Here is a 24,664-nt window from a genome sequence, read left to right as displayed (position 1 = left end):
AAGAAAAAGCCACGGCATGCCGTGGCTTTTTTATAGGCAAAATTATCGACAGCCAAGTCGAGTTGGCGGCCATCGCGAATTCTCTTATTGTTCTATTTTTTACGTCGGCCAGTGACTCGTCAAATCGAACGAAAGCTGTCGATGATGGCGAATCGACAGCAAATATACCGTGCCTTTGATCCGCGCATACAGCAGCAAGTAACGCGTCATCACGTACTCATACAATTCGCCGTCTGCGGCAATGGCATCCAATTGCGCCTTCAGATGGGCGATGCCGTTGCTTGCTTCTACAGAGCGGGTAGGGCGAGCAAGAAAGGAAGATCCTATCCCGGAAAATCTTTCAAGATTGGGAATGACGGTATCCGATAATTCATCCAGCAATGCATCGAAGGCTTGCGGAGCTTCGGCTTCTCGCAAAAATACTTCGATTTCATCAAGGTTGCGTTCGAAGCTGGCGGTGAGTTTGACGGTGTGTTGGGCTGTCACGGTTTGAATCGGCCCGTTATCTTGACGTATTGGTGCTACGGCGTTGCTTGATTGCCGAGAGGGCGCTGCGAGCATCTTTGATCTGTCCTGCAGCGACATCTGCCAAGCCTTTGGCGGCGTCTGCAATCAGCAGCAAGTGAATGTGTTCACGTTCCAGTTGATGGTAGTAATCGAGCCGCTGTGCGTCGATGATGGCAACGTAACTTTCGCCGTTTTTTGTGACGATCTTCTCGGCGCCGGCTTTCACCTGATCGGCCAGTTCGGATAGATTGGCTCGGGCTTGAGAAAGAGGAATCACATCGCTGGCTGAGATGGGCATGGGGCGCTCCAAAGGCGTGAAAAGTGTACAAAATAAAGTACATGATACTGCATATATGTCATATGGCGAAGCTTGTAGGCGTGAGCTGACTCGAACCTGGATGCCTTCGTAGGCTTATTCGTCACATGCTTTGGCTTTCCCGTGCGTCCTTGGCACCGGCCTGATCCAGGATGACGGATAATAGCGGCCACATCTTTTTAGCACCATTTTTGGAATTCCCCCATGGAAATTAAAGTCAACTTTCTCGATAAGCTGCGCCTTGAAGCCAAGTTTGACGACTTCACTGTCGTCGCTGACCAGCCTATCCGCTACAAGGGCGATGGTTCCGCGCCCGGGCCCTTCGACTACTTCCTGGCCTCGTCGGCTTTGTGCGCGGCTTATTTTGTGAAGTTGTACTGCAACACCCGCAATATTTCGACCGAGAATATCCGTCTGTCGCAAAACAATATTGTCGATCCGGAAAATCGTTACAAGCAGATCTTCAAGATCCAGGTGGAGTTGCCCGCAGATATCGAAGAAAGTGACCGTCGCGGCATCTTGCGCTCCATTGAGCGCTGTACCGTGAAGAAGGTGGTACAGGAAGGCCCGGACTTTATCATCGAAGAAGTCGAGAACCTCGATGCCGATGCGCAGTCCCTGCTGACGTTGAAGGCGGACGCTGACGCCAGTACCTTTATTCTGGGTAAGGATCTGCCGCTGGAACAGACCATCGCCAACATGTCGGGCATTCTGGCGGACCTGGGCATCAAGATTGAAATCGCGTCGTGGCGCAATATCATTCCCAACGTGTGGTCCTTGCACATTCGCGATGCACACTCGCCGATGTGTTTTACCAACGGCAAAGGTGCAACCAAGGAAAGCGCGCTGGCGTCGGCCTTGGGCGAGTACATTGAGCGCCTCAACAACAACCATTTCTACGCCGGTGCGTTCTGGGGTGAAGACATCGCCGAGGCGGAATTTGTCCATTATCCGAACGAGCGCTGGTTCAAGCCCGGCCGCAAGGATGCGCTGCCGAAAGAGATCCTGGATGCCTACTCTCTGGAAATCTACAACCCGGATGGCGAGCTGCGTGGTTCGCATCTGATCGACACCAACTCCGGCAACGTAAAGCGTGGCATCTGCTCGTTGCCCTACGTGCGTCAGTCGGACGGCGAAGTGGTGTATTTCCCGTCCAATCTGATCGAAAACCTGTTCGTCAGCAATGGCATGAGTGCCGGCAACACGCTGGCCGAAGCGCAGGTGCAATGTCTGTCCGAGATTTTTGAGCGGGCGGTCAAGCGCGAAATCCTCGAAGGTGAAATCACCTTGCCTGACGTGCCGCAGGAAGTACTGGCGAAATACCCAGGTATCCTGGCCGGGATTCAAGGTCTGGAAGAGCAAGGCTTTCCGGTGCTAGTCAAGGATGCATCGCTGGGCGGGACTTATCCGGTGATGTGTGTCACGTTGATGAACCCGCGCACGGGCGGCGTGTTTGCTTCCTTCGGCGCGCATCCAAGCTTTGAAGTCGCGTTGGAGCGCAGTCTCACGGAGTTGCTGCAAGGGCGCAGTTTTGAAGGCCTGAACGATTTGCCTCCGCCGACTTTTGAAAGCAATGCGGTGACGGAGCCAAACAACTTTGTTGAACACTTCATCGATTCCAGCGGCATCGTGTCGTGGCGCTTTTTCAGCGCTAAGGCAAATGTCGAGTTTGTCGAGTGGGACTTTACCGCTCAGGGTGAAAACGCCAACGCCGAAGAAGCCGCCACCTTGTTCGGTATTCTCAAAGAGATGGGCAAAGAGTCTTACGTAGCGGTGTACGACCAACTGGGCGCAATAGCCTGCCGGATTCTGGTGCCCGGTTATTCGGAAGTTTATCCCGTGGAGGATTTGGTCTGGGATAACACCAACAAAGCATTGTTGTTCCGCGAGGATGTGTTGAACTTGCATCGCCTGGACAATGCCGCGCTGGAAGCGCTGCTTGAACGTCTGGAGAACAGCGAACTGGATGAATACTCCGATATCGCCACATTGATCGGCATCGAGTTTGACGAAAATACGGAGTGGGGCCAACTGACAGTGCTTGAGTTGAAGCTGCTGATCAATTTGGCCTTGCAGCAATTCGAAGATGCGCAAGATCAGGTGGGCGCTTTCTTGCAGTACAACGACAATACGGTCGAGCGCAAATTGTTTTACCAGGCCTTGAGTGTGGTGCTGGAGGTCACGCTCGATGATGATCTGGAGCTGGACGATTATGTGGTCAACTTCCGCCGGATGTTTGGCGATGCGCGGATGGACGCCGTCATAGGTTCTGTCGACGGCAGTGTGCGTTTCTTCGGGTTGACGCCAACGAGCATGAAGCTGGAAGGTCTCGACAGGCACCATCGCCTGATCGACAGCTACAAGAAATTGCATAAGGCGCGCGCGAACGCGGCGGCTACCGTCAGCTAAGGTCGTGAATCATGGCTGAATTGGATCTGTTTGGAGAGGTGCCCCCACCTGTAGCTGCAACGCGCCAGCGTCAGCCTCGCACGCGGCCGTCAGTCGCTCCACCGCAGCACAGCTGGTTCTTCGCGTTGCGTCCTGCGGTCGCTGATGCGGCGCATCTGGACGCCTATGCCGAAAAGCTCCTGGCGTTGCATGGCGTCACCGGCAAGCGTGTCGGGCCGGAACGGCTCCACATCACTCTGGAACTGGTCGGACACGACAGCGATGATCGTGTGGTGGAGGCGGCATGCCGTGCAGCCGATGCGGTTCGCTTTTCGGCAATCGATGCACGTTTCGATGCCGCGATGACATTCTCTGCACCCAGCGGGCCGTTCGTGCTGCTTGGAGGCGATGGACTCAATGGCGTACGTGAGCTGCGCACCGCGCTTGGTTGTGCGATGGCCGAGCATGGTTTTACGCCGCAGCGCTCCTATGAACCACACATGACTCTCGGCTACGATCCGCGTCACCGTGTGGAGCGTATTGCCATTGATCCCATCGGTTTTCAGATTGCCGAATTCGCGCTCGTCAAAAGCCATATCGGACTGTCTCGTCATGAAGTCATGCGTACTTGGACACTGAGTGTCTGATCGCTGACGATAGTTGGATGATCTGGGAGTGAATTATTCCCACCTGCTGCGACTAGGGAACTGATGGCAGGTGCGAATCTGTGGTCAGGCTGATTTCTGTTGCCGGGTGAGTAGCTGCGAGCCGAAATCTGCCATCAAGGCAATGGCGATCGCCGCAGCGCCAATGAGAAAGAGCAAGCGATGATTGCCACCCGTCGCATTGAATATCGCCGAATAGCTATAGCCAGCAATTGCCTGGAATGCTGCGAATACCGTGGTGGCGCGGCCCCAAGTCGCATTTTGTTGTTCTGCATGCCCAATGACTGTTTCGCGTACACGCGCCAGCATTAGCGGTACCACGCCGGGAGGGAAGGCACCGATCAGCAGGGTCAGTGCAGCAATGTACCAATGATTATCCGTCACGCAGATGCCCACGACGGCCAGCAGTTGCGTCAACAGTACATAGCGCATTGTCGGACGCGCACCGATGCGATCGGCGAGAAAACCGTAGACCGGCGGTCCGAAGATCGCGCCGACGCCATACAAAATCCAGAACAGCGAACCCAGATGCGCACCGGCACCCAGACCGCGTGCGATGAAATCCACGAAGAACACCATCGCAGGTACCAGGCCGACCGCCATCAAGGCGTATTGGAGATAGAGCAGGCCGGTACCGGAAGCTGCTTTGTCGCCTGTGGCGGATGCATGCGCGACATGCGCCGTTGGCGCCGGCGCAGACGATGGCCACCAGAACCAACTGACGGCTGTCAGCAGTGCCGACACAACGCCAAGGCCGAACCAGGTCTGCCACAGTCCGAGATTCAACAGCAGTGGAACCAGCGTGCCTGAACCGGCAATGCCCAAGCCCAGTCCAAGGAAAATTGCACCGCTGGCTGATCCTCTGCGCTCAGCCGGGACGTGCGGCAAGATCGTCGCCGCCACCAGCACCATGATCGCACCGCCGGCAATGCCTGACACTAGCCGCCAGCCGAAGAACCAGCTCACCGACAGCGGCATGGCGCACGCCAGGAAGGCAAGTGTCACCAGCACCATCATCAGCCGCAACGTGGTCACGTTGGACAGTCGGCGCGCAATCGGCCGACCTAACAGTGCTCCGAGCAAATACCCCGCCAGATTTGCCGCGCCCAGATAGACGATGTCCGCCGCAGAAAACCAGTGCGCTTGAATCAGCGGGGGAATCAGCGGCGTATAAGAAAAACGCGCCAGACCGATGCTGACCAGACTGGCGCACAGCCCGGCAAGGATATGTCGCCAGACGGCATTGCGATCTGAGGCAGGGAGTTGCGAAAGTGTCGTGTCGGCAGACATGGATAATTCCTTTGGGGCAAATATGCGTAGTTTATGTTTGACATTAATGTCAATAATCAGCAATCCTAATCATCATTGACATGTGTGTCAATGATGATCTACAGTCATCGCTCTACGGAAACAACACAGCGGAGCAAGGCATGGCCGGCGTTCGACAATTTGATGAAGAAGCAGTCCTGGACAAAGCCATGGGCCTGTTCTGGAAGAAAGGCTATGCCGAAACCACCATGCAGGAACTGGCGGCAGTCACCGGCGTGCAGCGAGGGTCGCTATATAACGCCTATCAAGGCAAGGATGCTCTGTTCCTGAAAGTATTCGACCTGTACATGGATCGTTTCATGGAAGGTGTCGTCCAGATACTGGACCAGCAGCCTATATCGACGGCATTGACGGGCTTTTTTGAATTCGTCATCGATTCGATGACGGCGGGAGAGCCGACCAGAGGCTGTCTGACCAGCAAGACTGCATTAAGCGGCGAAGTGATCGAAGAGCCGATACGCCAGGTGTTGCAAAAGCTGATCGACAGGCTGGAGCAGGCTCTGCTGGACCGTCTGTCCCGCCCGGAAGATACAGCGCAGTTGATGACTTCGCCGGCAGAAGCTGCGCGTCTGATCACGACGTTCACGCGCGGGCTGGTCGTGATGGAGCGGGTGTATCAGAGCAGGGAGCGTTTGATTGATACGGCAGGCATGCTGGTCAAGCTGTTGCTTGGCGTGGCTGCGAAATGATGATTGCCGCACCTTCCGGTCTGTTTCCTGTTTCTATTTCCGGCTGATCGATAGACGCAGGCCGACCAGTCCCAGTAGTTTTTCTGCCGTGGCAATGGTGCCGCTGGAACGGCCACTTTCGATGTCGCGCAGCGTACGTTCGGACAGACCGGTTACTTTAGCCATTTCCTTGATGGTGAGGCGCATGGTCGTGCGCAAGTGACGTGTCGCTTCGCCCAGGTTCCATTCAGGATGGGCGAGCACTTCTTCTACGGCCTGTTTGCGCAGGTGTACCTGTTCTTGTATCGGGATGGGATTAAAACGTTTATCCATGATGTTGTCTCAGCGATTCCGTGCAATCGTTTAGTGCAATGCCTTCAGGCGTTTTGCGTGCGTGCGTAAATGCTGCTGGAGATAGCTCAGCACATCGGCTTCCAGGCCGAAATCTTCACCATGATCGGCGACCTCCAGCAGCGGTGTGGCCATGGCGTGCAAGGTCTCCAGCAGAGGCACGCGCATCGCGCCGGTTTGACCAGGTCACAGCATATTCCAGGCCATATCCGCTGGAGGTAGGTGCGAGCGTGCCAAGCGAGGTATCGCCCGTCAGGCTGATGGTGGCGGCATCAGTCCATTGATTGTCGCTGAACAGTTCTATGGTGCAGAAGTTTTGCATAACGGCAGAAAAACTGTATTAGTAAGTAAGTTTTTACTGATGATAGTGATATTTTTCTGCCGCTATAGAGAATGTTGTCATGAAGTGTTGCTGTTTGGCGCAGAGATGGCTCGCGGCAACGCTATGCGCCTTTCCGAGCGGCTTGCGCGCCGGACAGGCTATAATGCCGCTTTACGGAAAACCGGAGCAACACGCTCCGTGACTGCCGCTCAGGCAAACTCCGAAACCCGCGGCACCCACGCCGCCAGCGCTTCCTATCATTGTGACTTACAGCATCAAAGAAATTTTCTATACCTTGCAAGGCGAGGGTACGCACGCCGGTCGCCCGGCGGTGTTTTGCCGTTTCAGCGGCTGCAATCTGTGGACCGGCCGCGAGGAAGACCGCAGCAAGGCGATCTGCCAGTTCTGCGATACCGACTTTGTCGGGATCGACGGCGAGGGTGGCGGCAAGTTCAAGACCAGCGATTCGCTGGCAGAGACCATCAATAATCTCTGGCCGGAGACTTATGCCGCCAGCAAGTATGTGGTGTTCACCGGTGGCGAGCCTTTGCTGCAGCTGGACGAAGCGCTGATTGCCAGCATGCACGCGGTCGGCTTTGAGATCGCGATTGAAACCAACGGCACGATCCCGGTTCCAGAAGGCGTCGACTGGATCTGCGTAAGCCCAAAGATGGGTTCCGAGTTGAAGGTGTTCAAGGGTAGCGAACTCAAAGTGGTAATTCCGCAGCAGGCGCAGGTGTTGTCCGACTATGAAAAGCTGGACTTCGAGCATTTCCTGCTGCAGCCGATGGATGGCCCCGACGCCGCACGCAACACCAAGCTGGCGATCGAACTGGTGAAAAATAACCCCAAGTGGAAGTTGAGTATCCAGACGCACAAGCTGCTGCAGATTCCCTGAGCGAGCCATATTGCGCAATTTGTCATAGCGCTTTGGCTTACACTGCAAACGAATACCCGCTATAGCCGACGGCGACACCGCCGCGTTATGCGTTTGTTTACAATCTGACCCCGTTTTCAACATTACCGAGCATTCATGCTGACCATTACCCGTAAACTCGAATTTGATGCCGGCCATCGCATCCCCGACCACAAAAGCCAGTGCCGCAACCTGCACGGCCATCGCTATACGCTGGAAATCACGCTGGTCGGTAAGGTCATCGAAGTCGAGGGTAGTTCCGACAACGGCATGATCATGGATTTCTCCGACATCAAGACGCTGGCGAAACAGCATCTGGTTGATGTCTGGGACCACGCTTTTCTGGTGTATGAAAAGGACATGCCCGTACGTGACTTCCTGGCAAGTTTGCCGGATCACAAAACCGTTGTGATCGATCGCATTCCTACCGTGGAGAACCTGGCGCGTACCGCATTTGACATCCTCAATGCAGCCTATAAAGACGCTTATGGTACGGGCCTGCATCTGCAAAAGCTGGTGCTGCACGAGACGCCCAATTGTTGGGCAGAAGTGACGGCAGACTGACCGGATAGCGACCCAGATCATGAGCGACGCCATTGAGCTACAGCACATGCGCCTGGCTTTGTCGCAGGCGCAAAACGCCTGGGATCTGGGCGAGGTGCCGGTAGGTGCGGTCGTGGTCAAGGATGGCGAAGTCATTGCGACCGGCTTCAATCAGCCGATCGGCAAGCATGATCCGACCGCGCATGCCGAGATCATGGCCTTGCGCGCGGCAGCAGAGAAGCTCGGCAACTACCGGTTGCCCGGTTGCGAGTTGTACGTCACGCTGGAGCCGTGCATCATGTGTGCCGGGGCAATGATGCATGCGCGGCTGGCGCGCGTCGTGTACGGCGCAGCCGATCCCAAGACCGGCGCCGGCGGTTCGGTGGTCAATCTGTTCGAACAGGAACAGCTGAATCATCACACCGAGCTGGTCGGTGGCGTCATGGCTGATGCGTGCGGCCAGTTGCTCAAGGCTTTTTTTGCTGAACGGCGCGAGCGCCTGAAGCAGGAAAGATTGCAGCGCCAGGCAATCGCCCATGCGCAGTTAACCGATGAAGAACTCAATGACTGAATTAGTGACTGACGCTGTAACTGAGACCGTGACTGAGACCGTGACTGAACCCATGCTTCCTTCCGATATCCGCATCCCGCCAGGCACCTGTGTCGCCATCGTCGCACCGGGCGGTTACGCGCCTGATGAAGCTGCAGTCGAGCGTGGCATCGCCTTGCTGGAAGCGCAGGGATGCAAAGTCAAAAGTTATTACGATCATTCGGCGCGGCATCAGCGTTTCGGCGCCACCGATATCGGACGTGCTGCACATATTCAGCAAGCGGCTGCGGATCCAGAAGTGCAGATCGTCATGGCCTTGCGTGGCGCCTATGGCGTGTCGCGCATCCTGCCTGCACTGAACTATCGTGCACTGGCTGCCAGCGGCAAATTTTTTATCGGCTACAGCGATATCACTGCCTTGCATCTGGCCTTGCTGGCCCAGACGGGCGCTCCTGGATTTGCCGGCCCAATGCTGTGCAGCGATTTCGGCACCGAGACGCCGAGTGCGATGACGATGAACAGTTTTTGGCGCACCATGACGCAGCCGACCCAAACCATCAAGACTGTATCTGCCGGCAACCCAACGCTCAAGGCCTCAGGCATGCTGTGGGGCGGCAATCTGGCGATGATTGTGCACTTGCTGGGGACGCCATATTTCCCGCAGGTCGACGGCGGCATCCTGTTTATCGAAGACGTCAACGAACATCCTTACCGCGTTGAGCGCATGCTGCTGCAATTGGAGCATGCAGGCGTGTTGGCGCGTCAGAAGGCGGTGTTGCTGGGCGATTTTTCCAATTACCGCTTGTCGGACTACGACAACGGCTACAACTTCGAACAGATGCTGGCCTACGCGCGCCAGCACCTGTCGGCGCCGCTTGTGACCGGTCTGCCGTTCGGGCATATCCCTGATCGCGTGACGCTGCCGGTGGGCGGTCATGCCGAGCTGCAGGCGGATGAGGGCGGCTTTACGCTGACGCTGAGCGGTTATCCGACCTTGCCGGCTGCGTAGTCATTTGGATTGGCGTCAGCCCAAGCTTGTTCAACTTGCCGAGCTTACTGGGGTTTGATTTCTACCTTCACGCCGTCGCTCAGGACCGTAATGGTTCCGGGCTCGAAGCGTTTGCCGTTCATTTCCAGCTGTTCCGGCTTGAAGGTATAGACCGGATAATCCTTTAATACCTGTTCCGCAGCGGCATTGCCGATGGCGTTCAATTGCGGCGCGTATTGCGCCGGGACGCCGGCGATATCGACTTTCTCTACTGCGGGCGCATCCAGTTTGACGGCGCGCGCTGCCGGGTCGTACTTGAGCGCGCTGCTCATCGACAGTGTGCCGGTGACGGGTTTGTTCATCAGCAGTTTGTTGTCGATCTCCGCATCGACGGTGGTAATCAGCCGATTGGTCTTTTCATTCAGACTCAGGCGCGGATTGGTCAGATTGACGTCGAACATTTCCATATAGCGCAGCTTGCGCGGAAACTGGGTGGCAATGGCGTTTTGCAGATCGGCGCGCGCGAAGGTGTATTCGTTGGTCCAGATGTTGTAGGCAGCCCAGCTGGCACCGGTTGCCGCCAGTGTGCCGCAGGCGAGCAGAGCTGCGGCAAGAGCATGACGCAAGCGTTTTGCCGGCGTGTGTGTTGTCTTCATGTTCATAGATTGTCCGTTTGTTGTTCATTTGTTACCGAAACTCTTAGAGCCGCGTTGTGCGCAAATAATTCAAAAACCATTTCATCGAGGCGCGTAGGTGAGGCAGAGTCACGCGGGACTTGGCTCACAATGGTAAAATCACGCGTTTACACCTGGCTTCAGGCAATTTTCATACGTAAAGGCTTTTTTCAGTGTTATCCACAGCAAACATCACGATGCAGTTCGGCCCGAAGCCGCTGTTTGAAAACATTTCCGTCAAGTTCGGCGACGGCAACCGCTATGGCCTGATCGGCGCCAATGGTTGCGGCAAATCGACGTTCATGAAAATCCTCGGCGGCGATCTCGAACCATCGGCAGGCAATGTCAGCCTGGATACCAACGAACGTCTGGGTAAGCTGCGCCAGGATCAGTTTGCCTACGAAGAAATGCGCGTGCTGGATGTCGTGATGATGGGCCACACCGAGATGTGGGCCGCGATGGCCGAGCGCGATGCGATTTACGCCAATCCTGAGGCCACCGACGACGACTACATGAAGGCTGCCGATCTGGAAGCCAAGTTTGCCGAATACGACGGCTACACCGCGGAAGCACGTGCTGGTGAACTGCTGCTGGGCGTGGGCGTCGCGATCGAACAGCATCAAGGCCCGATGAGCAACGTCGCGCCGGGCTGGAAGCTACGCGTTTTGCTGGCGCAGGCTTTGTTCTCGAATCCGGACATACTGCTGCTCGACGAACCGACCAATAACCTCGACATCAACACGATTCGCTGGCTGGAAGACATGCTCAACGAGCGTAACTCCACCATGATCATCATTTCCCATGATCGTCACTTCCTGAACCAGGTCTGTACGCACATGGCCGACATGGACTACGGCACGCTGAAGGTGTATCCGGGCAACTACGACGAATACATGCTGGCATCCTCGCAAGCACGTGCGCAGCAACTGTCGGTCAATGCCAAGGCGAAGGAAAAAGTCGCTGAACTGCAAGACTTTGTGCGCCGCTTCTCGGCCAACAAATCCAAGGCGCGCCAGGCGACATCGCGCGCCAAGCAGATCGACAAGATCAAGGTCGAAGACATCAAGCCATCGAGCCGCGCCAATCCTTTCGTCCGTTTCGACGGCGAGAAGAAACTGCATCGTCTGGCAGTGGAAACACAAAGCATCAGCAAGACCTACGACCGTCCGATTTTCAAGAACTTCAGCATCATGGTTGAAGCCGGTGAGCGCATCGCCATCATCGGCGCCAACGGTGTCGGTAAGACCACGCTGTTGCGCAGCATTGGCGGCGACATCGCCGGCCTGCAGCCGGATAGCGGTCTGGTGAAGTGGGCCGAGAACGCCAATGCCGGTTACATGCCGCAGGATCCGACCGAAGAATTCGCCAGGGGTGAGACCCTGACCGACTGGATGGGCCAATGGACGCAGGAAGGCGACGACGATCAGGCTGTGCGTTCGATCCTCGGTCGTTTGCTGTTCTCCGGCGACGACGTCAAGAAATCCGTCAACGTGCTGTCCGGTGGTGAAAAGGGCCGCATGATGTACGGCAAGCTGATGCTGGGTCGTCACAACGTCCTGCTGATGGATGAACCGACCAACCACATGGATATGGAGTCGATCGAATCGCTCAATATCGCACTTGAAAAATACGCCGGCACATTGATCTTTGTGTCGCACGACCGTGAATTCGTTTCGTCGCTGGCGACGCGTGTTCTGGAAGTGAAAGAAAACGAGATCGTCGACTTCCGCGGCAGCTACGAAGACTATCTGGCCAGCCAGGGCATTCAGTAAATCTTTTCAGGCGCTTCGGCGTCACACAAAAGCCATGCAAGCAACAGCAATGAAGGTCGTCGAATTTGAACGGCCGCAGATGGAGACAGGCAGCAGCTGTACCGCCAACGCGTGGGCCAAGGTTCCGGCCACGCCGACGGCAGATGAACGCCAGGCATTGAAGGCGCGCATCAGGCAATTGCTGAAGGAAAAGAACGCGGTGCTGGTCGCCCATTACTACGTGGACGGAGACCTGCAAGACCTCGCCGAAGAAACCGGCGGCTGCGTCTCCGATTCGCTGGAAATGGCGCGCTTCGGACGCAGTCACGAGGCGCAGACGCTGGTGGTTGCCGGCGTGCGCTTCATGGGTGAAACCGCCAAGATCCTGAGTCCTGAAAAACGCATCCTCATGCCCGATCTCGATGCGACATGCTCCCTCGATCTGGGTTGTTCGACCGACGAGTTCACCGCCTTCTGCGATGCGCATCCCGATCGTACGGTGGTGGTCTATGCCAACACCAGCGCCGCCGTCAAAGCGCGTGCCGACTGGATGGTGACATCGTCAATCGGTCTCGATATCGTCAAGCACCTGCATGAGCAGGGCAAGAAAATTCTCTGGGCCCCCGACAAGCATCTGGGTGGCTATATCCAAAAGCAAACTGGCGCCGACATGCTGCTGTGGCAGGGTTCCTGCCTGGTGCATGACGAGTTCAAGGGCGTCGAGCTGGAGCTGCTGCGCAAGGAATATCCCAAGGCGCTCATTTTGGTTCATCCGGAATCTCCTGAAGCCGTTGTTGCACAGGCTGACGTCATCGGTTCAACCTCGCAACTGATTGCTGCCGTGCAGTCGTCGGATGCGAAGGAATTCATCGTCGCCACCGACAACGGCATTCTGCACAAGATGCGCATGGCTGCACCGGGCAAGATCTTCATCGATGCGCCGACCGCCGGCAACAGCGCCACCTGCAAGAGCTGTGCGCATTGCCCATGGATGGCCATGAACGGTTTGCAGAACCTGCTGCAGGTACTGGAAACCGGCAGCAACGAAATCCACATCGATCCTGCTATCGGCAAGAAGGCCGTGGTGTGTATTGACCGCATGCTGGATTTCGCGGCGCAGAAGAAAGCCAATGTGCGCGCGACCGGCGCATTGGAAAACGAACAAAAACTGTTTGCAGGAATCGGCCCAGCATGAGTCTCACCGTCAGCAGCACCAGCAATCTGCGCAATCCGTTTGCGCCTTTCGATCCTGCCTTGTCGGCGGCATTCGACGCCAACGTCAATCTGGCCATCGCCGAAGACGTCGGCAACGGTGACCATACCGGCAAGCTGGTGCCGGAAAACGAACACGTCAAGGCGCGTGTCATCGTGCGTGAACAAGCCGTGTTATGCGGTGCGCCCTGGTTCGAAGCTGTCATGGCGCGTCTCGATCCGCGCTTGCGCGTTGAGTGGAAATTCGGTGAAGGCGATCTCATGCAAGCCAACGACGAAGTCTGTCGTATCGAAGGTCCCGCGCGCGCCTTGCTGACGGCAGAACGAGGTGCTTTGAATTTCCTGCAACTGTTGTCCGGCGTGTCGACGGCGACGCGCCGCTACGTCGACCTGATTCGCGACACACGTGCGCGCATTCTCGATACCCGCAAGACCTTGCCGGGTTTGCGCCTGGCGCAGAAGTACGCGGTGCGCGTCGGCGGCGGCATGAATCAGCGTCTGGCGCTCTACGATGGCATCCTCATCAAGGAAAATCATATCGCTGCAGCCGGTGGCATCACGGCGGCGGTGACTGCCGCCATCAAGCTCAATGCCGGCGTCACCATCCAGGTGGAAGTCGAAAGCATCGATGAACTGGGCGAAGCACTGGCAGCGGGCGCAACGTCCATCCTGCTCGACAACTTCTCGCTGGACATGATGCGTGAAGCCGTCATGATCACGGCACGCCGCGCCGTGCTGGAAGCCTCGGGCGGCATCAACATGGAAACCGTGCGCGCCATCGCCGAGACGGGTGTGGATCGCATTTCGGTGGGCAGTCTCACCAAGGATATTCAGGCGATCGATTACTCCTTGCGCATTATCGATTGATCTCATCGGCTGAAAAGCCGGTTCAGATGTTGAGGTTCGGTTCTTGAAGCAACCCGCATTTTCTTCGGAAGATGCGGGTTGTTTTACATTGGCGGCTGGTATCAGCGAGCCTGCTAAAATGCGCCATCCAGTCGTTCCCGGCAAGCAAGTCGCATCATGTTATTTGCGTGGTCGGGGCGTGCAAGAACAAGCAGGCAATCCTCAGGGAATTCATCGTGAAATCAAACAATCTTGTCGCACCTCTTCTGTGGGCCGCACTGTACTTTGTGTTCGGTTATGTGTCGCATGCATTGAACGGCTCCTTCGTGGCGACGGGGTATATCTGGCTGCCGGCAGGGATCACCGTCAGCGCCTTGTTGCTGACGCCGACGGCGCGCTGGTTTCCGTTGCTGGTGCTGCTGTTTGCCGCGCAGATACTGCTGGGCTGGCTGGAACATCGCGAACTCTGGCGCATGGCCTTGTTTTGCCTCGATGAGATCGGTGTTGCCGCGATAGCGGTATGGCTGGTGCGGCGTGCGCCCTTTCCGATGGAAGGGCTGTATTTTGTGCGTGGTTTGCTGATGGTCGGGGTCGGCGCCAGCGTCGTCAGCGGGATTTTTGGCGCAGCCTGGTTCGTGATGACGCAAGACACACCATTCTGGCCGACCTTGCGCGTATGGGCGCTGTCTGATCTGGTCGGCATCCTGATCATGACGCCGGTGCTGGCGAGTTGGTCGCAGTTCCGTGCGACGCGTTCGGGCGGGATTGCACGTACTGAATTTTTGCTGGGTCTGGCAGCGTTCATTGCCGTGATTGCGACTGGCTACATTGCCTTCGACAGCAATCTTGATCGGATCATTTTCGATATCGATTTTTCATCGACCTATCTGCCGTTGTTCTTCATCGCACTGGTTGCGCTGCTGTGGGGTGGTCGCGGCGGCGCCTTGTCGGTGGCGGTGCTGTCGCTGATGGCGTTTGTCTACAACTCGCTCGGGCGCGGACCTTTCGTCGAACTGGTTCAGCTGAATTCGAGCAATGCCTTGCTCGAATTACAGGTCTATCTGGCAGTGGCCTCGTTGCTGTCGTTGCTGATCAGCGCCTTGAAGACGACGCGCGAACAACTGCATGAGGATGTAGCGCGTTGGAAGAGCGAAGTCGAGCTGGCGCTGACAGTAAGTCGCCAACTGGTGTACAGCATCAATCCTGAAAAGAAAACCATTGCCTGGAGCGGCGATGTGCAAAGCCTGTTGGGTCTGTCGCCGGACAAGTTCACAACATTGGATGATGCGCTCAAGCTGGTGCATCCTCTGGATCAGCACCGCATGCGTCAGCGCTGGTCGGAAGACAATCGTAGTGAAGGCGATGAGGGCAATGAGGGCGATGATGTGCGCGAAGACCTGCCGTTTCGTCTCTTGCTGGGCAATGGCCGTGTTATCGGCGCAACGGACATGAGCCGCAGTCTGCACGACCCGGATGGCAGTCTCGTCATGGTCGCGGGTACCTGGCATTTCGATGCCGCTGATCTCACGCAAGGCCGGAGCGAAAAATGACCGCCAAGGTTGGGGTCATACTGATTCACGGGCTTGGCGGCACACAATACGATCTGGGATCCATGCACAAGATCCTGCAAAAAGCCGGCGCCGATACCCATGCCGTTACCTTGCCCGGACACGGTACAAGGCCGGAGGATCTCATCCCGATTCGTGCTGAACAATGGATAGATCTGGTCGTGGCGCAGTATCGAGAATTGCAGCCGCAATATGAGCAATTGCATGTCATGGGCATGTGCATGGGCGCTTTGCTCGCGCTCGCCGTGTGCGAGCGCGTCGGTCACACCGCACAGCAGGGCAAGCTGGTCACGCTGGCGCCGCCGATTTACATCGACGGCTGGTCAACGCCCTGGTATGCCGGCTTGCGGTCGCTGTTCTATCTGATCCCAGGTGTTGCGTCGCGTATGAAGGTGGAGGAGGGCGAACCATTCGGCATCAAGAACACGCTGGTGCGTGCTGTGGTGAAAGCCAAGTTCGAGCGTGGCGACAATTTCCATTATCGCTGGGTGCCGATGGCTTGCATTCGCCAGGTCGATCGTCTGCGCAGTTGGGCCAGTGCGGGGGCAAAGAACATCAAAGCACCGACGCTGATCGTGCATGCGCGCGAAGACGAACTGACCAGCTTGCGGTCGGCAGAATATCTGCAGGCAAGCATCCCGGATGCGCGCACCGTTGTGCTGGAGAACAGCTATCACATGATTTGCGTCGACAATGATCGTGATCAGGTTGCCAACAGCGTGCTGGAATTCTTCGGTTTTCCGCCTATGCCGGAACGTGCGCGCAAGCGCATGCGCGGCGCAGTTGCGGAAGAAAAGAACGACAACGCGCAAAGCTAAAGGCCCATCGTCTTGTCTTGCCTTGTCTTGCCTTGTCGTGCCTCAGGTTCGACTCAGAACACCCGTCCCAGCTGCAAATACAAATTCCACACTCCCTGCTGTCCTAAGGCCGCGCCGAAATAGACGGGGCCGACAGGGCTGTTCCCGCCAAGGAAAAGACTCAGACTCTTTTTGTAGGGCCCATCCCCGAAAGCATCGCGTGTTTGCCAGACATTGCCGGCCTCCAGGCTGCTGCCGAGAACCGGATTGCGCAGACCGAGCAAGCTGTAGTCAGTCAGGTCGCGCAAATAAGTCAGGCGGCTGTACAGCAAGTAGTTGCCATAGAACTGATCCGGCGCGTAAGCCGATAAACGTTGAAATCCGCCAAGGAAAAATCCCGGCCCAGCGTTGTTACTGGACAGATTGCTGGCCGCTTCCACCGCGACATTGAAGGTGTTGCGATCCCGGCTGAATGCCCATAGTGTTTTGAGCTGGGCATCGCTATAACGATTGTCCACCTGACCAAATCCGCGATTGACCTCTGAATAAATGTAATAGCCCTTGCGCGGGAAAAGTGGATCGTCGAGCTGATCGATGGTCAGGCGGGCACGCGCGACCGGCTGGTTGGATTGGATGGCCGTGAATAGCGGCCCAACGCTTTCCAAAGAGATGTTGTAGGTCGGCGTGTACTTTGTATGCTGATAGCTGACACCCAATCGTAAATCGCCCAATTGCGCCAACGGCATGCCAAGATCGATGCCGGCAGTATCGGTGTCGAAACGATATTGCGTTACAGGCGATGCCTTGGCATTACTGCCGTCCGGATAGATATCCACATAGCGACGGCCGATATCAATATAGGGCGAAACATACAATCCTGACGAGCCGAAGAGTGGTTGCCGCAATTCGCTGTGCAGGCTTGCCCGTTTATTGCCGAGAATGACATCGTTGCGCCATTCCAGACCGCTCTGATTCATCCATGGATAGCGATGGCCGATCTGCAGGTTGACGCTGCCGCGGCCATCGAAGGTATTGGAAATACCGAGACCGAACAGCAGGTATTGCGGTCCCCAGGATTTTTCTTCGGCATCGATCAGCAGGACGTTACGGCCGTCCTTGTTGACTATCTCCTGTGTCAAGGCATTGAAGTCGCCGTTGGTCGACAGTTGCGACAACTGCTGGTTGATCTGGTCGGCATCGTAGACGTCGCCTTCCTTGACGCTCAGGCGGCTGCGTACGTAGGCGGCGGGAATGCGGCCGGTGGTCTTGATCTCGATGGCATCGACGCGTGTGCCTTTCGCCAATGCCATGTCGGTGTGGCGCGCTGCCAGATAGGTTTTCCATTCTTCCGGCGGCAGAGAGAGTTCAGTGAGCCGCTTGCTTTGCGCCTGAGCGGCGTCCCACCCGGCATTCACGCCATCTCTGCCGCGTGCAAAATCGGTGAAAGACATGCCGGCCAGTTCCGGTTCAATGAGGATGTCGCTTTTGCCGAGCAAGGCTTTCTGCGATTTGACGTTTTGCTGAATCAGGATGCCCACCATCTGTTGCGCCACAGCGGTCGGCGATTGCAGATTGGCAGGATCCTGCAGCGGCGTGGCGATGTTGACGGCGATGATGATATCGGCACCCATGTCGCGCGCTTCCTGTACCGGCAGATTGCTTACCAGACCGCCGTCGACCAGCGTGCGGCCGTCAATCTGATAAGGTGCAAATAACCCCGGAACGGCCATGCTGGCGCGCATCGCACGCGGCAGCGAACCATGATCGAGAATGACGGCTGTACCCTTGCCGAGATCGGTGGCGACGGCACGGAAAGGGATGGGTAGCCGGTCAAAGGAAATGTTGCCCGGTAGCTGTGCCGTCCAGTTTTGCAGCAGCGTCAGCAGGTTGTTGCCTTGTACGAGCCCCGGTGCAAGCTTCAGTTTGCCGTCGTCATAACCGACCGCAATCGAAATCGGATATTGAAAATCATCCTCGCGTTGCGACTGGGGGAGCTTGGCGCGTTCATTGCGATCAAAGGCGATATCGCTCAGGTTGGTTTTGGACAGTCGGTGCTCCAGCTCTTCCGCCGAGATCCCGCTGGCGTAAAGGCCGCCCACCAGTGCGCCCATGCTGGTGGCGGCAATGTAATCGACCGGGATGTGCAGCTTTTCCAGATATTGCAGGACGCCCAGATGGGCATAACCGCGTGCACCGCCACCGGATAGCACCAGGCCGATGCGCGGTCTGGGCTTTGTGGCGGCTTCCTTGGTTGGCGTATCGACATTCTCGGCGGACAGCGCGGACTGCGTGAGCAGAGTCGCCAGGGCAACTCCCGCGACAAGACGGGGCAGATTGAAGAAGGGAGTGCGTGTCACGATAGAAAGAGAGAATGGCAATGCGGTAATGGTAAATCGCTCCCCGCCATGTCGGCAATGCGAGGAGCGCAAGAAAGATGGGCGCAGACCGCGATGTAGCCGAAATCGGATACGTTCTGGTGCCGTATTTGCCGGAGCCCTTGGTGTTATTGGTAGTAGCCGCCCACAGGCGCTGCCGCCAGCATGGTTTTGACTTCTTCAATACTGGCCTTGGAGACGTGCTGCAACGAGTCGTGATGCGCGTCGATGCTGTCCCAGACTTCGATGATGACCATGCGCGACGGGATACTCTGATCTTGCAGGAACTGGCAGGACTGGCAACCGGCCGATGCGCGTATGGTGGGAAGCAGCGCAAGCAGGAATTTTTTCAAATCATCGACACGGTCGTCGAGTGCCCGGAATGTATTGATACGCGTAATGCTCATCATCTCCTCCTTCAGCAAATTCGATTTGTACTGCCTTCCATTATTATCCCGAACCTGCGCTTCAACATGCACCTCAGCTTGTGTTTCAGCCTGTTTATTTTTGTGGTGACAGCACCGTTGGCAAAGCTTTCGCCAGTGTATCCGGATAGTCCAGGCTGTAATGCAGGCCGCGGCTTTCTTTGCGTGCCAGTGCGCTGTTGACGATGAGCGACGCCACCTCCACCAGATTGCGCAGTTCCAACAGGTCGCGCGTGATCCGGAAGTTGGCGTAGTACTCGTCGATTTCTTCGCGCAGCAGACGGATGCGATGCTGGGCGCGTTCGAGCCGCTTGTTGGTGCGCACAATGCTGACGTAATTCCACATGAAACGGCGTAATTCATCCCAGTTGTGCGAGATCACGACTTCTTCATCGGCGTTGGTGACGCGGCTTTCGTCCCAGACAGGCAAGGCGAGTTCGGGGGCGGCCGCCTGCTGTTCAATGTATTGAGCGGTAGCACGGCCCAGCACCAGGCATTCCAGCAGTGAATTGCTGGCCAGGCGGTTGGCGCCGTGCAAGCCGGTGTAAGCGGTTTCGCCGACGGCATACAGGCCGGGCAGGTCGGTACGGCCGGACATGTCAGTGACCACGCCGCCACAGGTGTAATGCGCGGCCGGCACGACCGGGATCGGCTGCTTGGTGATGTCGATACCAAACTCCAGGCAACGCGCCTGAATGGTTGGGAAATGTTCCTTGATGAATTCCGGCGGCTGATGGCTGATGTCGAGGTCGACGTGATCGAGACCGCGCTTTTTCATCTCAAAGTCGATGCTGCGGGCGACGATGTCGCGGGGCGCGAGTTCGGCCCTGTCGTCGTGCTCGGGCATGAAGCGCGTCCCGGCAGCCGCACCGGCAGCGGCGGGGAGTTTCAGCAAGGCGCCTTCGCCGCGCAAGGCCTCGCTGATCAGGAAAGACTTGGCGTACGGGTGATACAGGCAGGTCGGGTGGAACTGGATGAACTCCATGTTGGCCACGCGGCAGCCTGCGCGCGAAGCCATCGCAATGCCGTCGCCGGTGGCGGAATCGGGATTGGACGTATAGAGATAGACCTTGCCTGCGCCGCCGGTTGCCAGCACGGTGTGATCGGCCGCGACGGTGACGACCTTGCCTTGCCTGATGTCTTGTACGTAGACGCCGACGCAACGTGGCGTGCCCTTGGTGGACGGATCGAGTTTTTTCGTCGTGATGACGTCGATGGCGCAGTGATGCTCCAGCAACGTGATGTTCGGGTGTGCGCGGACGCGCTGCTCCAGCGTCACCTGCACCGCATGACCGGTGGCGTCAGCGGCGTGAATGATGCGGCGCTGGCTATGGCCGCCTTCGCGCGTCAGGTGATAGCCCAGCTCGGCGCTGTCGTCGCGTGTGAAGGGTACGCCTTGCTCGATCAGCCATTCAATGGCTTCACGGCCGTGTTCGACGATAAAGCGGGTCGAGCCTTCGTCGCACAAGCCGGCGCCAGCGATCAGCGTGTCGTCGATGTGCTGCTCATGGCTGTCGCCCGAATCAAGCACGGCAGCGATGCCGCCTTGCGCCCAGTTGCTGGCCCCGTCGAGCAGTTCACCCTTGGAGATCACGACTACGTTTTTCTTTTCGGCAAGATGCAGAGCAACCGACAAACCGGCAAGTCCGCTGCCGATGATGGCGACATCGAATTTCATGAGAGCAGGCAAAGATGTTGAAAGGAATGCACGATTATAGCTGCCAATCGTGGTCGGCAATCGCACAGGTCGCTGTCAGCGGGGAAGTCGGGAAAGAACGGCGGGGAGGATGCATCGCTGCACGAATGCACAGCGATGCCGATACAGCGGGTTCTGCAGAGATTAGTTGGTCTTGACTGGCTTGACCTTGGCGGCAGCCTGCTTGGCGCGGATGCGTGCATCATTGACGTTGTCGGCGGCAGCCAGTGCCACGCCCATGCGGCGGCGCTCGAAGGACTCCGGCTTGCCGAACAGGCGAATATCGGCACCTGGTATGCGCAGAGCGTCAGCCACGCCTTCGAAGGCGATGGCCTTGGCATCGTGCTGACCGTAGATCACGGCAGACGCGCCCGGCGTGCGCAATGCAACGTTGACCGGCAGGCCAAGGATGGCCTTGGCGTGCAGTTCGAATTCGCTCTGAATCTGGCTGACCATGGTGACCATGCCGGTGTCGTGCGGACGCGGGCTGACTTCGGAGAACCAGACCATTTCACCCTTGACGAACAATTCCACGCCGAACAGGCCGAGACCGCCGAGGTTTTCGGTGACCTTACGAGCGATGTCGCGAGCCTTGTCCAATGCGGTCGGATGCATAGGATGCGGCTGCCAGGATTCGACATAGTCGCCCTTGACTTGCACGTGGCCGATCGGCTCGCAGAAGCTGGTGATGGTGTCGCCGTTTTCGTTGAGCGAACGTACGGTCAGCAGAGTGATTTCATAGTCGAAGTCGATGAAGCCTTCGACGATCACGCGACCGGAATCGACGCGGCCGCCGGCTGCGGCGTAGTTCCATGCGGCTTCGACTTCGGCGGCGCTGTCGATTTTCGACTGGCCCTTGCCGGAGGACGACATGACCGGTTTGATCACGCAGGGGAAACCGATTTGTTCTGTGGCGGCTTTCAGTTCTTCCAGGCTATCGGCAAAGCGGTAAGGCGACGTCGCCAGGCTCAGGGTTTCACCGGCCAGGCGGCGAATGCCTTCGCGGTTCATGGTCAACCAGGCGGCGCGGGCGGTCGGGATGACGCGCGCCTTGCCGGCTTTTTCCAGCTCGACCAGGGTCTCGGTGGCGATGGCTTCGATTTCCGGCACGACCAGATCAGGTTGTTCCTTTTCGATCAGTGCAGCCAGCGCCGCACCGTCGGTCATGTTGATGACGTGTGAACGATGTGCCACCTGATGGCCGGGCGCATCAGCATAGCGGTCCACGGCGATGACTTCCACGCCCAGGCGTTGCAGGGCGATGATCACTTCTTTGCCAAGCTCGCCGGAGCCGAGCAGCATGACTTTGGTGGCGGAAGGGGAAAGCGGAGTGCCGAGGCGGACAGGTGTCTTCATGGAGGTCAATGCAGATAGGAAAGGATGGGAAAGTCGGGGAATCGCGCGACGATACCAAATCTTGACTGTTTTGGACAGCCAAAGTTGCCGATAAGGTACACGATCTCGGACAGTCAGATGTCGCACGTGTTTTCAATTTATTAACTTTTATCGACGATATTTAAATGGGATCGCCACAGAAAAAATCTGAAAAGTGACAGGTATAGAGTGAGGTCGCGGCCAATGGGCTCATATTTCTGTTTCAATCCGCATCCTTGTCAGAGAGATAAGCGTTGATCAAGCCATCTGACATGACGCGCATCGGCTAGCCAATCGTCAAGCCTGTTTTTAATTTCCTCTTTAAGTAAGTCATTCGTATGCATCGACTCATCATCGGCATGGGCGTTCTCGTACTTCCTTTTACCGGGGCCTTGGCACAATCCAGTATCACGATCTACGGCGTCATGGATGCCGGCACGCAGGTTTCCCGATTTGGTAACGGCACGCAATTCAATCTGGCAAGCGGACAATTCGAAGGCTCGAGGATTGGCGTCAAAGGATGGGAAGACCTTGGGCAAGGCTACAAGGCAATGATCAACCTGGAAAGCCGGATCGAGGTCGATACAGGAGGAATATCGAACGGCTATATTGCGCCCAATATCAGCGCTAATCTGACGCGGGGTTTATGCGCACATGCGTAACGACCATTCCGCCATCGTGCCGCTGTTGACGCCTGTGATCGGGGCGACCTACGTCAACATTGTTGGGAGCAATGCCAGGCTGGATTCTCATAGTGTCAGCGTCGGCACGCAATATCGTCTGGGGCGCGGCAGAATCCTTGCGGCGATTTCGCGTACGGCCGACAAAGCATCGCGGAGCAAGGTCGCTCTTTATGGAATGGGATATCGGGCGCCGATACGATTGAATATTCTCTCCCTGGAAATATGAGGTTAACAACGACCCTTGAAGCTAACCAAAGTACTACGCTTCGTTTCTCCTATGTGGGAAGCAATACACCATTTTATACATGGAACAGTGGTCAAGCCCTTGCATGCTACATATTTGCCGGGGGATTTGGATTGGCCGCAGGCATCCTCAGTCAAAATCCAGCCATTGGATATCTGACGACGAGAATTGCAAGCTATGGGTGCGGTAAATTAATTGAGACTGTAACTGGCCCGAGTTCGGGAAACTCAGGAAGCGATGGGGATTAATTTTTTTGATTTCCTGGAGGTGTTATGAAAATCTATTTATCAAGAGTGCTGTGGTATGTAGCCGTCATACTAATACTGTTAGGGGTGATGCTCCTTCCTAGTTATTCAATACTTGGCCCGCTCATGACAGTGATTGGAGCTTACATTCCGATGTCGATAATATGGACGCCAGTTGCCCATTTCATGCACCGGCACTACGGATTTCGAGAAAAGTTTCTCGGAATGGATCTCAACACCGTATGTGTGTGTATTTTATTTTTTGGAATCATTTGTTGCGCAAGTTTTCCTTATCTCAAAAATTCGAATGTTTTGGAAATTGGGATTTTTATGACTTTTTTGGGTAGTGAAGGAATAATTTCACTGCGTGAAGGCAAGCTAATTTCTTTCGCTAAAAAAACGCATTAAAGAGAGCGTAACTACTTAATCCCTGAAATCAAATATGAGGGTTTATCTGAATTCAGATAAGCCCATCATTGTGCGCATGAATAATTCACATATCTCTCCAGATTGGGCAGAGCAGATCTACCAATAATATTGCAAACGGAAGCTACTGAATGTGGCTTGGTGTCTGTTTGCATGGTGGCTAGTTTTCATGGACTAGATATCGACATTCGAAAACTGCGAAACAAATTTCCGGTGTCGCTTAAGGGCGCCACGTTGTCTCATCTTGTTAAGATGGCTGATCGTATTATCGCTAGAGTCTTTTTATAAGTTGCAATACTGCCGAAAAACAATCGGCGCAAGCAGATCTTGATAAGGCACAGCGCGATCTTGAGGCTCAGGTATATAAAAATCGAGAGCTATTGGATAAGGAGACCGAGCATGTAAGACTTTTAAACCAGCAACTGGCGAAGGTTCAGCTAACTTATAAGGCTGTCTCCGGAAGATATGCCTCTGGAATCGGGACGGTTGTAGAGTTGCTTAAGGGGCAAAACGATTTGGCCGATATTCAGCAGCAGAGAATTAAGGCGATTTCTGATTGGCACGCGGCTCAGGTTCGTTTAGTCGCAATGCTAGGAGAGATGGAAGTTTTGGAGAAAAAATAACAAGAAATTCTCATCGCCCCCTCATGATCAGCGTTGTTGTGATTGCATAACAGTCTCCGTCTTGCGCGTTGACATTTTAAACATTGAAAAAATGTCCGATTTATTGATATCCATTGAAAAATTTGGTTGTAATGACGATGCCGTCAACCCGCATGAGTCGACTTCCGTGGAAATTATTCATC

27 protein-coding genes are annotated in these 24,664 nt (G+C 56.1%); 17 read left to right on the top strand and 10 right to left on the bottom strand.

The features are described 5' to 3' along the window. Nucleotides 1-99 precede the first annotated feature (99 nt). Both PQR63_RS18275 and PQR63_RS18270 read right to left on the bottom strand, forming a co-directional pair. A complete protein-coding gene (locus PQR63_RS18275) occupies nucleotides 100-486 on the bottom strand; it encodes a type II toxin-antitoxin system RelE/ParE family toxin (protein WP_408169462.1) in 387 nt (128 codons plus the stop codon). A 16-nt stretch (nucleotides 487-502) separates the two neighbouring features. Beyond that, on the bottom strand, nucleotides 503-805 hold the full coding sequence (locus PQR63_RS18270; RefSeq protein WP_408169392.1) for a type II toxin-antitoxin system Phd/YefM family antitoxin: 303 nt from the start codon (nucleotides 803-805) through the stop codon (nucleotides 503-505). 222 nt (nucleotides 806-1,027) lie between these two features. Between PQR63_RS18270 and PQR63_RS18265 the strand changes: the two genes are divergently transcribed. Both PQR63_RS18265 and PQR63_RS18260 read left to right on the top strand, forming a co-directional pair. After that, a complete protein-coding gene (locus tag PQR63_RS18265) occupies nucleotides 1,028-3,232 on the top strand; it encodes an OsmC domain/YcaO domain-containing protein (RefSeq protein WP_408169391.1) in 2,205 nt (734 codons plus the stop codon). Between the two features lie 11 nt (nucleotides 3,233-3,243). Further along, nucleotides 3,244-3,858 carry a 2'-5' RNA ligase family protein gene (locus PQR63_RS18260; protein WP_408169390.1) on the top strand — a complete coding sequence of 205 codons (615 nt, stop codon included), beginning with the start codon at nucleotides 3,244-3,246 and terminating at the stop codon, nucleotides 3,856-3,858. Between the two features lie 84 nt (nucleotides 3,859-3,942). On the opposite strand, the gene PQR63_RS18255 is transcribed toward PQR63_RS18260, so the two are convergent. Further along, nucleotides 3,943-5,166, bottom strand: coding sequence for a YbfB/YjiJ family MFS transporter (locus PQR63_RS18255; protein WP_408169389.1), 1,224 nt, complete (start codon nucleotides 5,164-5,166; stop codon nucleotides 3,943-3,945). 140 nt (nucleotides 5,167-5,306) lie between these two features. Here PQR63_RS18255 and PQR63_RS18250 point away from each other — a divergent pair, with 140 nt between their 5' ends. After that, nucleotides 5,307-5,894, top strand: coding sequence for a TetR/AcrR family transcriptional regulator (locus PQR63_RS18250; RefSeq protein WP_408169388.1), 588 nt, complete (start codon nucleotides 5,307-5,309; stop codon nucleotides 5,892-5,894). Nucleotides 5,895-5,927: 33 nt separating this feature from the next. Here PQR63_RS18250 and PQR63_RS18245 read toward each other — a convergent pair whose 3' ends face one another. Together PQR63_RS18245 and PQR63_RS18240 are read right to left on the bottom strand one after the other, a co-directional pair. Further along, nucleotides 5,928-6,206: a helix-turn-helix domain-containing protein gene (locus PQR63_RS18245; RefSeq protein ID WP_408169387.1), complete on the bottom strand. Its 279-nt coding sequence runs from the start codon at nucleotides 6,204-6,206 to the stop codon at nucleotides 5,928-5,930. Nucleotides 6,207-6,236: 30 nt separating this feature from the next. Further along, nucleotides 6,237-6,392 (bottom strand): hypothetical protein, encoded by a 156-nt coding sequence (locus PQR63_RS18240; RefSeq protein ID WP_408169386.1) that lies wholly within the window; start codon nucleotides 6,390-6,392, stop codon nucleotides 6,237-6,239. Nucleotides 6,393-6,808: 416 nt separating this feature from the next. On the opposite strand from PQR63_RS18240, the gene queE reads away from it, so the two are divergent. The 4 genes from queE (at nucleotide 6,809) to ldcA (ending at nucleotide 9,564) form a co-directional block, all read left to right on the top strand. Next, entirely contained in the window at nucleotides 6,809-7,444 is a 636-nt protein-coding gene (queE, locus tag PQR63_RS18235) for a 7-carboxy-7-deazaguanine synthase (protein ID WP_408169385.1), read from the top strand. A gap of 135 nt (nucleotides 7,445-7,579) precedes the next feature. After that, nucleotides 7,580-8,026, top strand: coding sequence for a 6-carboxytetrahydropterin synthase QueD (gene queD, locus PQR63_RS18230; RefSeq protein WP_408169384.1), 447 nt, complete (start codon nucleotides 7,580-7,582; stop codon nucleotides 8,024-8,026). 19 nt (nucleotides 8,027-8,045) lie between these two features. Beyond that, on the top strand, nucleotides 8,046-8,576 hold the full coding sequence (gene tadA / locus PQR63_RS18225) for a tRNA adenosine(34) deaminase TadA (protein WP_198361817.1): 531 nt from the start codon (nucleotides 8,046-8,048) through the stop codon (nucleotides 8,574-8,576). A 52-nt stretch (nucleotides 8,577-8,628) separates the two neighbouring features. Continuing rightward, complete coding sequence (gene ldcA / locus PQR63_RS18220; protein ID WP_408169461.1) at nucleotides 8,629-9,564, top strand: muramoyltetrapeptide carboxypeptidase; 936 nt, start codon at nucleotides 8,629-8,631, stop codon at nucleotides 9,562-9,564. Nucleotides 9,565-9,608: 44 nt separating this feature from the next. On the opposite strand, the gene PQR63_RS18215 is transcribed toward ldcA, so the two are convergent. Next, nucleotides 9,609-10,205 carry a DUF1439 domain-containing protein gene (locus PQR63_RS18215; RefSeq protein WP_408169383.1) on the bottom strand — a complete coding sequence of 199 codons (597 nt, stop codon included), beginning with the start codon at nucleotides 10,203-10,205 and terminating at the stop codon, nucleotides 9,609-9,611. A 185-nt stretch (nucleotides 10,206-10,390) separates the two neighbouring features. Here PQR63_RS18215 and PQR63_RS18210 point away from each other — a divergent pair, with 185 nt between their 5' ends. The 5 genes from PQR63_RS18210 to PQR63_RS18190 all read left to right on the top strand — a co-directional run bounded on the left by PQR63_RS18210 (nucleotide 10,391) and on the right by PQR63_RS18190 (nucleotide 16,412). Then, nucleotides 10,391-11,989 carry an ABC-F family ATPase gene (locus tag PQR63_RS18210; protein ID WP_408169382.1) on the top strand — a complete coding sequence of 533 codons (1,599 nt, stop codon included), beginning with the start codon at nucleotides 10,391-10,393 and terminating at the stop codon, nucleotides 11,987-11,989. A 34-nt stretch (nucleotides 11,990-12,023) separates the two neighbouring features. Continuing rightward, a complete protein-coding gene (gene nadA / locus PQR63_RS18205) occupies nucleotides 12,024-13,163 on the top strand; it encodes a quinolinate synthase NadA (protein WP_408169381.1) in 1,140 nt (379 codons plus the stop codon). Next, the gene (nadC, locus tag PQR63_RS18200; RefSeq protein ID WP_408169380.1) at nucleotides 13,160-14,047 is read left to right on the top strand and encodes a carboxylating nicotinate-nucleotide diphosphorylase; all 888 of its coding nucleotides are present in this window, start codon (nucleotides 13,160-13,162) and stop codon (nucleotides 14,045-14,047) included. Before nadA ends, nadC begins: the two co-directional genes overlap by 4 nt. A gap of 215 nt (nucleotides 14,048-14,262) precedes the next feature. Further along, nucleotides 14,263-15,576, top strand: coding sequence for an MASE1 domain-containing protein (locus PQR63_RS18195; RefSeq protein WP_408169379.1), 1,314 nt, complete (start codon nucleotides 14,263-14,265; stop codon nucleotides 15,574-15,576). Next, entirely contained in the window at nucleotides 15,573-16,412 is an 840-nt protein-coding gene (locus PQR63_RS18190) for an alpha/beta hydrolase (protein ID WP_408169378.1), read from the top strand. The genes PQR63_RS18195 and PQR63_RS18190 overlap by 4 nt, the downstream gene beginning before the upstream one ends. Nucleotides 16,413-16,465: 53 nt before the next feature. Here PQR63_RS18190 and PQR63_RS18185 read toward each other — a convergent pair whose 3' ends face one another. The 4 genes from PQR63_RS18185 to purT form a co-directional block, all read right to left on the bottom strand. Continuing rightward, on the bottom strand, nucleotides 16,466-18,748 hold the full coding sequence (locus PQR63_RS18185; RefSeq protein ID WP_408169377.1) for a patatin-like phospholipase family protein: 2,283 nt from the start codon (nucleotides 18,746-18,748) through the stop codon (nucleotides 16,466-16,468). A 146-nt stretch (nucleotides 18,749-18,894) separates the two neighbouring features. Beyond that, nucleotides 18,895-19,173 (bottom strand): putative quinol monooxygenase, encoded by a 279-nt coding sequence (locus PQR63_RS18180; RefSeq protein WP_408169376.1) that lies wholly within the window; start codon nucleotides 19,171-19,173, stop codon nucleotides 18,895-18,897. 94 nt (nucleotides 19,174-19,267) lie between these two features. Continuing rightward, entirely contained in the window at nucleotides 19,268-20,869 is a 1,602-nt protein-coding gene (gene nadB / locus PQR63_RS18175) for an L-aspartate oxidase (RefSeq protein ID WP_408169375.1), read from the bottom strand. A 162-nt stretch (nucleotides 20,870-21,031) separates the two neighbouring features. Continuing rightward, nucleotides 21,032-22,243, bottom strand: a complete 1,212-nt coding sequence (gene purT, locus PQR63_RS18170) for a formate-dependent phosphoribosylglycinamide formyltransferase (RefSeq protein WP_408169374.1) — start codon at nucleotides 22,241-22,243, stop codon at nucleotides 21,032-21,034. Between the two features lie 356 nt (nucleotides 22,244-22,599). Here purT and PQR63_RS18165 point away from each other — a divergent pair, with 356 nt between their 5' ends. The 5 genes from PQR63_RS18165 (at nucleotide 22,600) to PQR63_RS18145 (ending at nucleotide 24,482) form a co-directional block, all read left to right on the top strand. Beyond that, on the top strand, nucleotides 22,600-22,923 hold the full coding sequence (locus PQR63_RS18165; RefSeq protein ID WP_408169373.1) for a porin: 324 nt from the start codon (nucleotides 22,600-22,602) through the stop codon (nucleotides 22,921-22,923). Then, nucleotides 22,916-23,170 (top strand): hypothetical protein, encoded by a 255-nt coding sequence (locus tag PQR63_RS18160; RefSeq protein WP_408169372.1) that lies wholly within the window; start codon nucleotides 22,916-22,918, stop codon nucleotides 23,168-23,170. The genes PQR63_RS18165 and PQR63_RS18160 overlap by 8 nt, the downstream gene beginning before the upstream one ends. 290 nt (nucleotides 23,171-23,460) lie before the next feature. Beyond that, nucleotides 23,461-23,841, top strand: coding sequence for a hypothetical protein (locus PQR63_RS18155; protein WP_408169371.1), 381 nt, complete (start codon nucleotides 23,461-23,463; stop codon nucleotides 23,839-23,841). A gap of 102 nt (nucleotides 23,842-23,943) precedes the next feature. Then, nucleotides 23,944-24,147 carry a cysteine peptidase family C39 domain-containing protein gene (locus PQR63_RS18150; RefSeq protein WP_408169370.1) on the top strand — a complete coding sequence of 68 codons (204 nt, stop codon included), beginning with the start codon at nucleotides 23,944-23,946 and terminating at the stop codon, nucleotides 24,145-24,147. Then, the gene (locus PQR63_RS18145; RefSeq protein ID WP_408169460.1) at nucleotides 24,144-24,482 is read left to right on the top strand and encodes a TolC family protein; all 339 of its coding nucleotides are present in this window, start codon (nucleotides 24,144-24,146) and stop codon (nucleotides 24,480-24,482) included. The genes PQR63_RS18150 and PQR63_RS18145 overlap by 4 nt, the downstream gene beginning before the upstream one ends. Nucleotides 24,483-24,664: the final 182 nt, after the last annotated feature.

Source organism: Herbaspirillum rhizosphaerae (assembly GCF_046025915.1).
In the GTDB taxonomy this organism is placed as follows: domain Bacteria; phylum Pseudomonadota; class Gammaproteobacteria; order Burkholderiales; family Burkholderiaceae_D; genus Herbaspirillum; species Herbaspirillum rhizosphaerae_A.
This window is presented reverse-complemented; position numbering and strand designations above follow the sequence as displayed.

Excerpts from the sequence above, each read along its gene's own strand:
- PQR63_RS18215 (WP_408169383.1), bottom strand. The coding sequence starts at position 10,205 with ATGAACATGAAGACAACACACACGCCGGCAAAACGCTTGCGTCATGCT.
- PQR63_RS18245 (WP_408169387.1), bottom strand. The coding sequence starts at position 6,206 with ATGGATAAACGTTTTAATCCCATCCCGATACAAGAACAGGTACACCTG.
- PQR63_RS18190 (WP_408169378.1), top strand. The coding sequence starts at position 15,573 with ATGACCGCCAAGGTTGGGGTCATACTGATTCACGGGCTTGGCGGCACA.
- PQR63_RS18240 (WP_408169386.1), bottom strand. The coding sequence starts at position 6,392 with ATGCGCGTGCCTCTGCTGGAGACCTTGCACGCCATGGCCACACCGCTG.
- PQR63_RS18260 (WP_408169390.1), top strand. The coding sequence starts at position 3,244 with ATGGCTGAATTGGATCTGTTTGGAGAGGTGCCCCCACCTGTAGCTGCA.
- PQR63_RS18180 (WP_408169376.1), bottom strand. The coding sequence starts at position 19,173 with ATGAGCATTACGCGTATCAATACATTCCGGGCACTCGACGACCGTGTC.
- PQR63_RS18270 (WP_408169392.1), bottom strand. The coding sequence starts at position 805 with ATGCCCATCTCAGCCAGCGATGTGATTCCTCTTTCTCAAGCCCGAGCC.
- PQR63_RS18265 (WP_408169391.1), top strand. The coding sequence starts at position 1,028 with ATGGAAATTAAAGTCAACTTTCTCGATAAGCTGCGCCTTGAAGCCAAG.
- nadB (WP_408169375.1), bottom strand. The coding sequence starts at position 20,869 with ATGAAATTCGATGTCGCCATCATCGGCAGCGGACTTGCCGGTTTGTCG.
- ldcA (WP_408169461.1), top strand. The coding sequence starts at position 8,629 with ATGCTTCCTTCCGATATCCGCATCCCGCCAGGCACCTGTGTCGCCATC.
- queD (WP_408169384.1), top strand. The coding sequence starts at position 7,580 with ATGCTGACCATTACCCGTAAACTCGAATTTGATGCCGGCCATCGCATC.
- nadA (WP_408169381.1), top strand. The coding sequence starts at position 12,024 with ATGCAAGCAACAGCAATGAAGGTCGTCGAATTTGAACGGCCGCAGATG.
- purT (WP_408169374.1), bottom strand. The coding sequence starts at position 22,243 with ATGAAGACACCTGTCCGCCTCGGCACTCCGCTTTCCCCTTCCGCCACC.
- PQR63_RS18255 (WP_408169389.1), bottom strand. The coding sequence starts at position 5,166 with ATGTCTGCCGACACGACACTTTCGCAACTCCCTGCCTCAGATCGCAAT.
- tadA (WP_198361817.1), top strand. The coding sequence starts at position 8,046 with ATGAGCGACGCCATTGAGCTACAGCACATGCGCCTGGCTTTGTCGCAG.
- nadC (WP_408169380.1), top strand. The coding sequence starts at position 13,160 with ATGAGTCTCACCGTCAGCAGCACCAGCAATCTGCGCAATCCGTTTGCG.
- PQR63_RS18160 (WP_408169372.1), top strand. The coding sequence starts at position 22,916 with ATGCGTAACGACCATTCCGCCATCGTGCCGCTGTTGACGCCTGTGATC.
- PQR63_RS18165 (WP_408169373.1), top strand. The coding sequence starts at position 22,600 with ATGCATCGACTCATCATCGGCATGGGCGTTCTCGTACTTCCTTTTACC.
- PQR63_RS18250 (WP_408169388.1), top strand. The coding sequence starts at position 5,307 with ATGGCCGGCGTTCGACAATTTGATGAAGAAGCAGTCCTGGACAAAGCC.
- PQR63_RS18155 (WP_408169371.1), top strand. The coding sequence starts at position 23,461 with ATGAAAATCTATTTATCAAGAGTGCTGTGGTATGTAGCCGTCATACTA.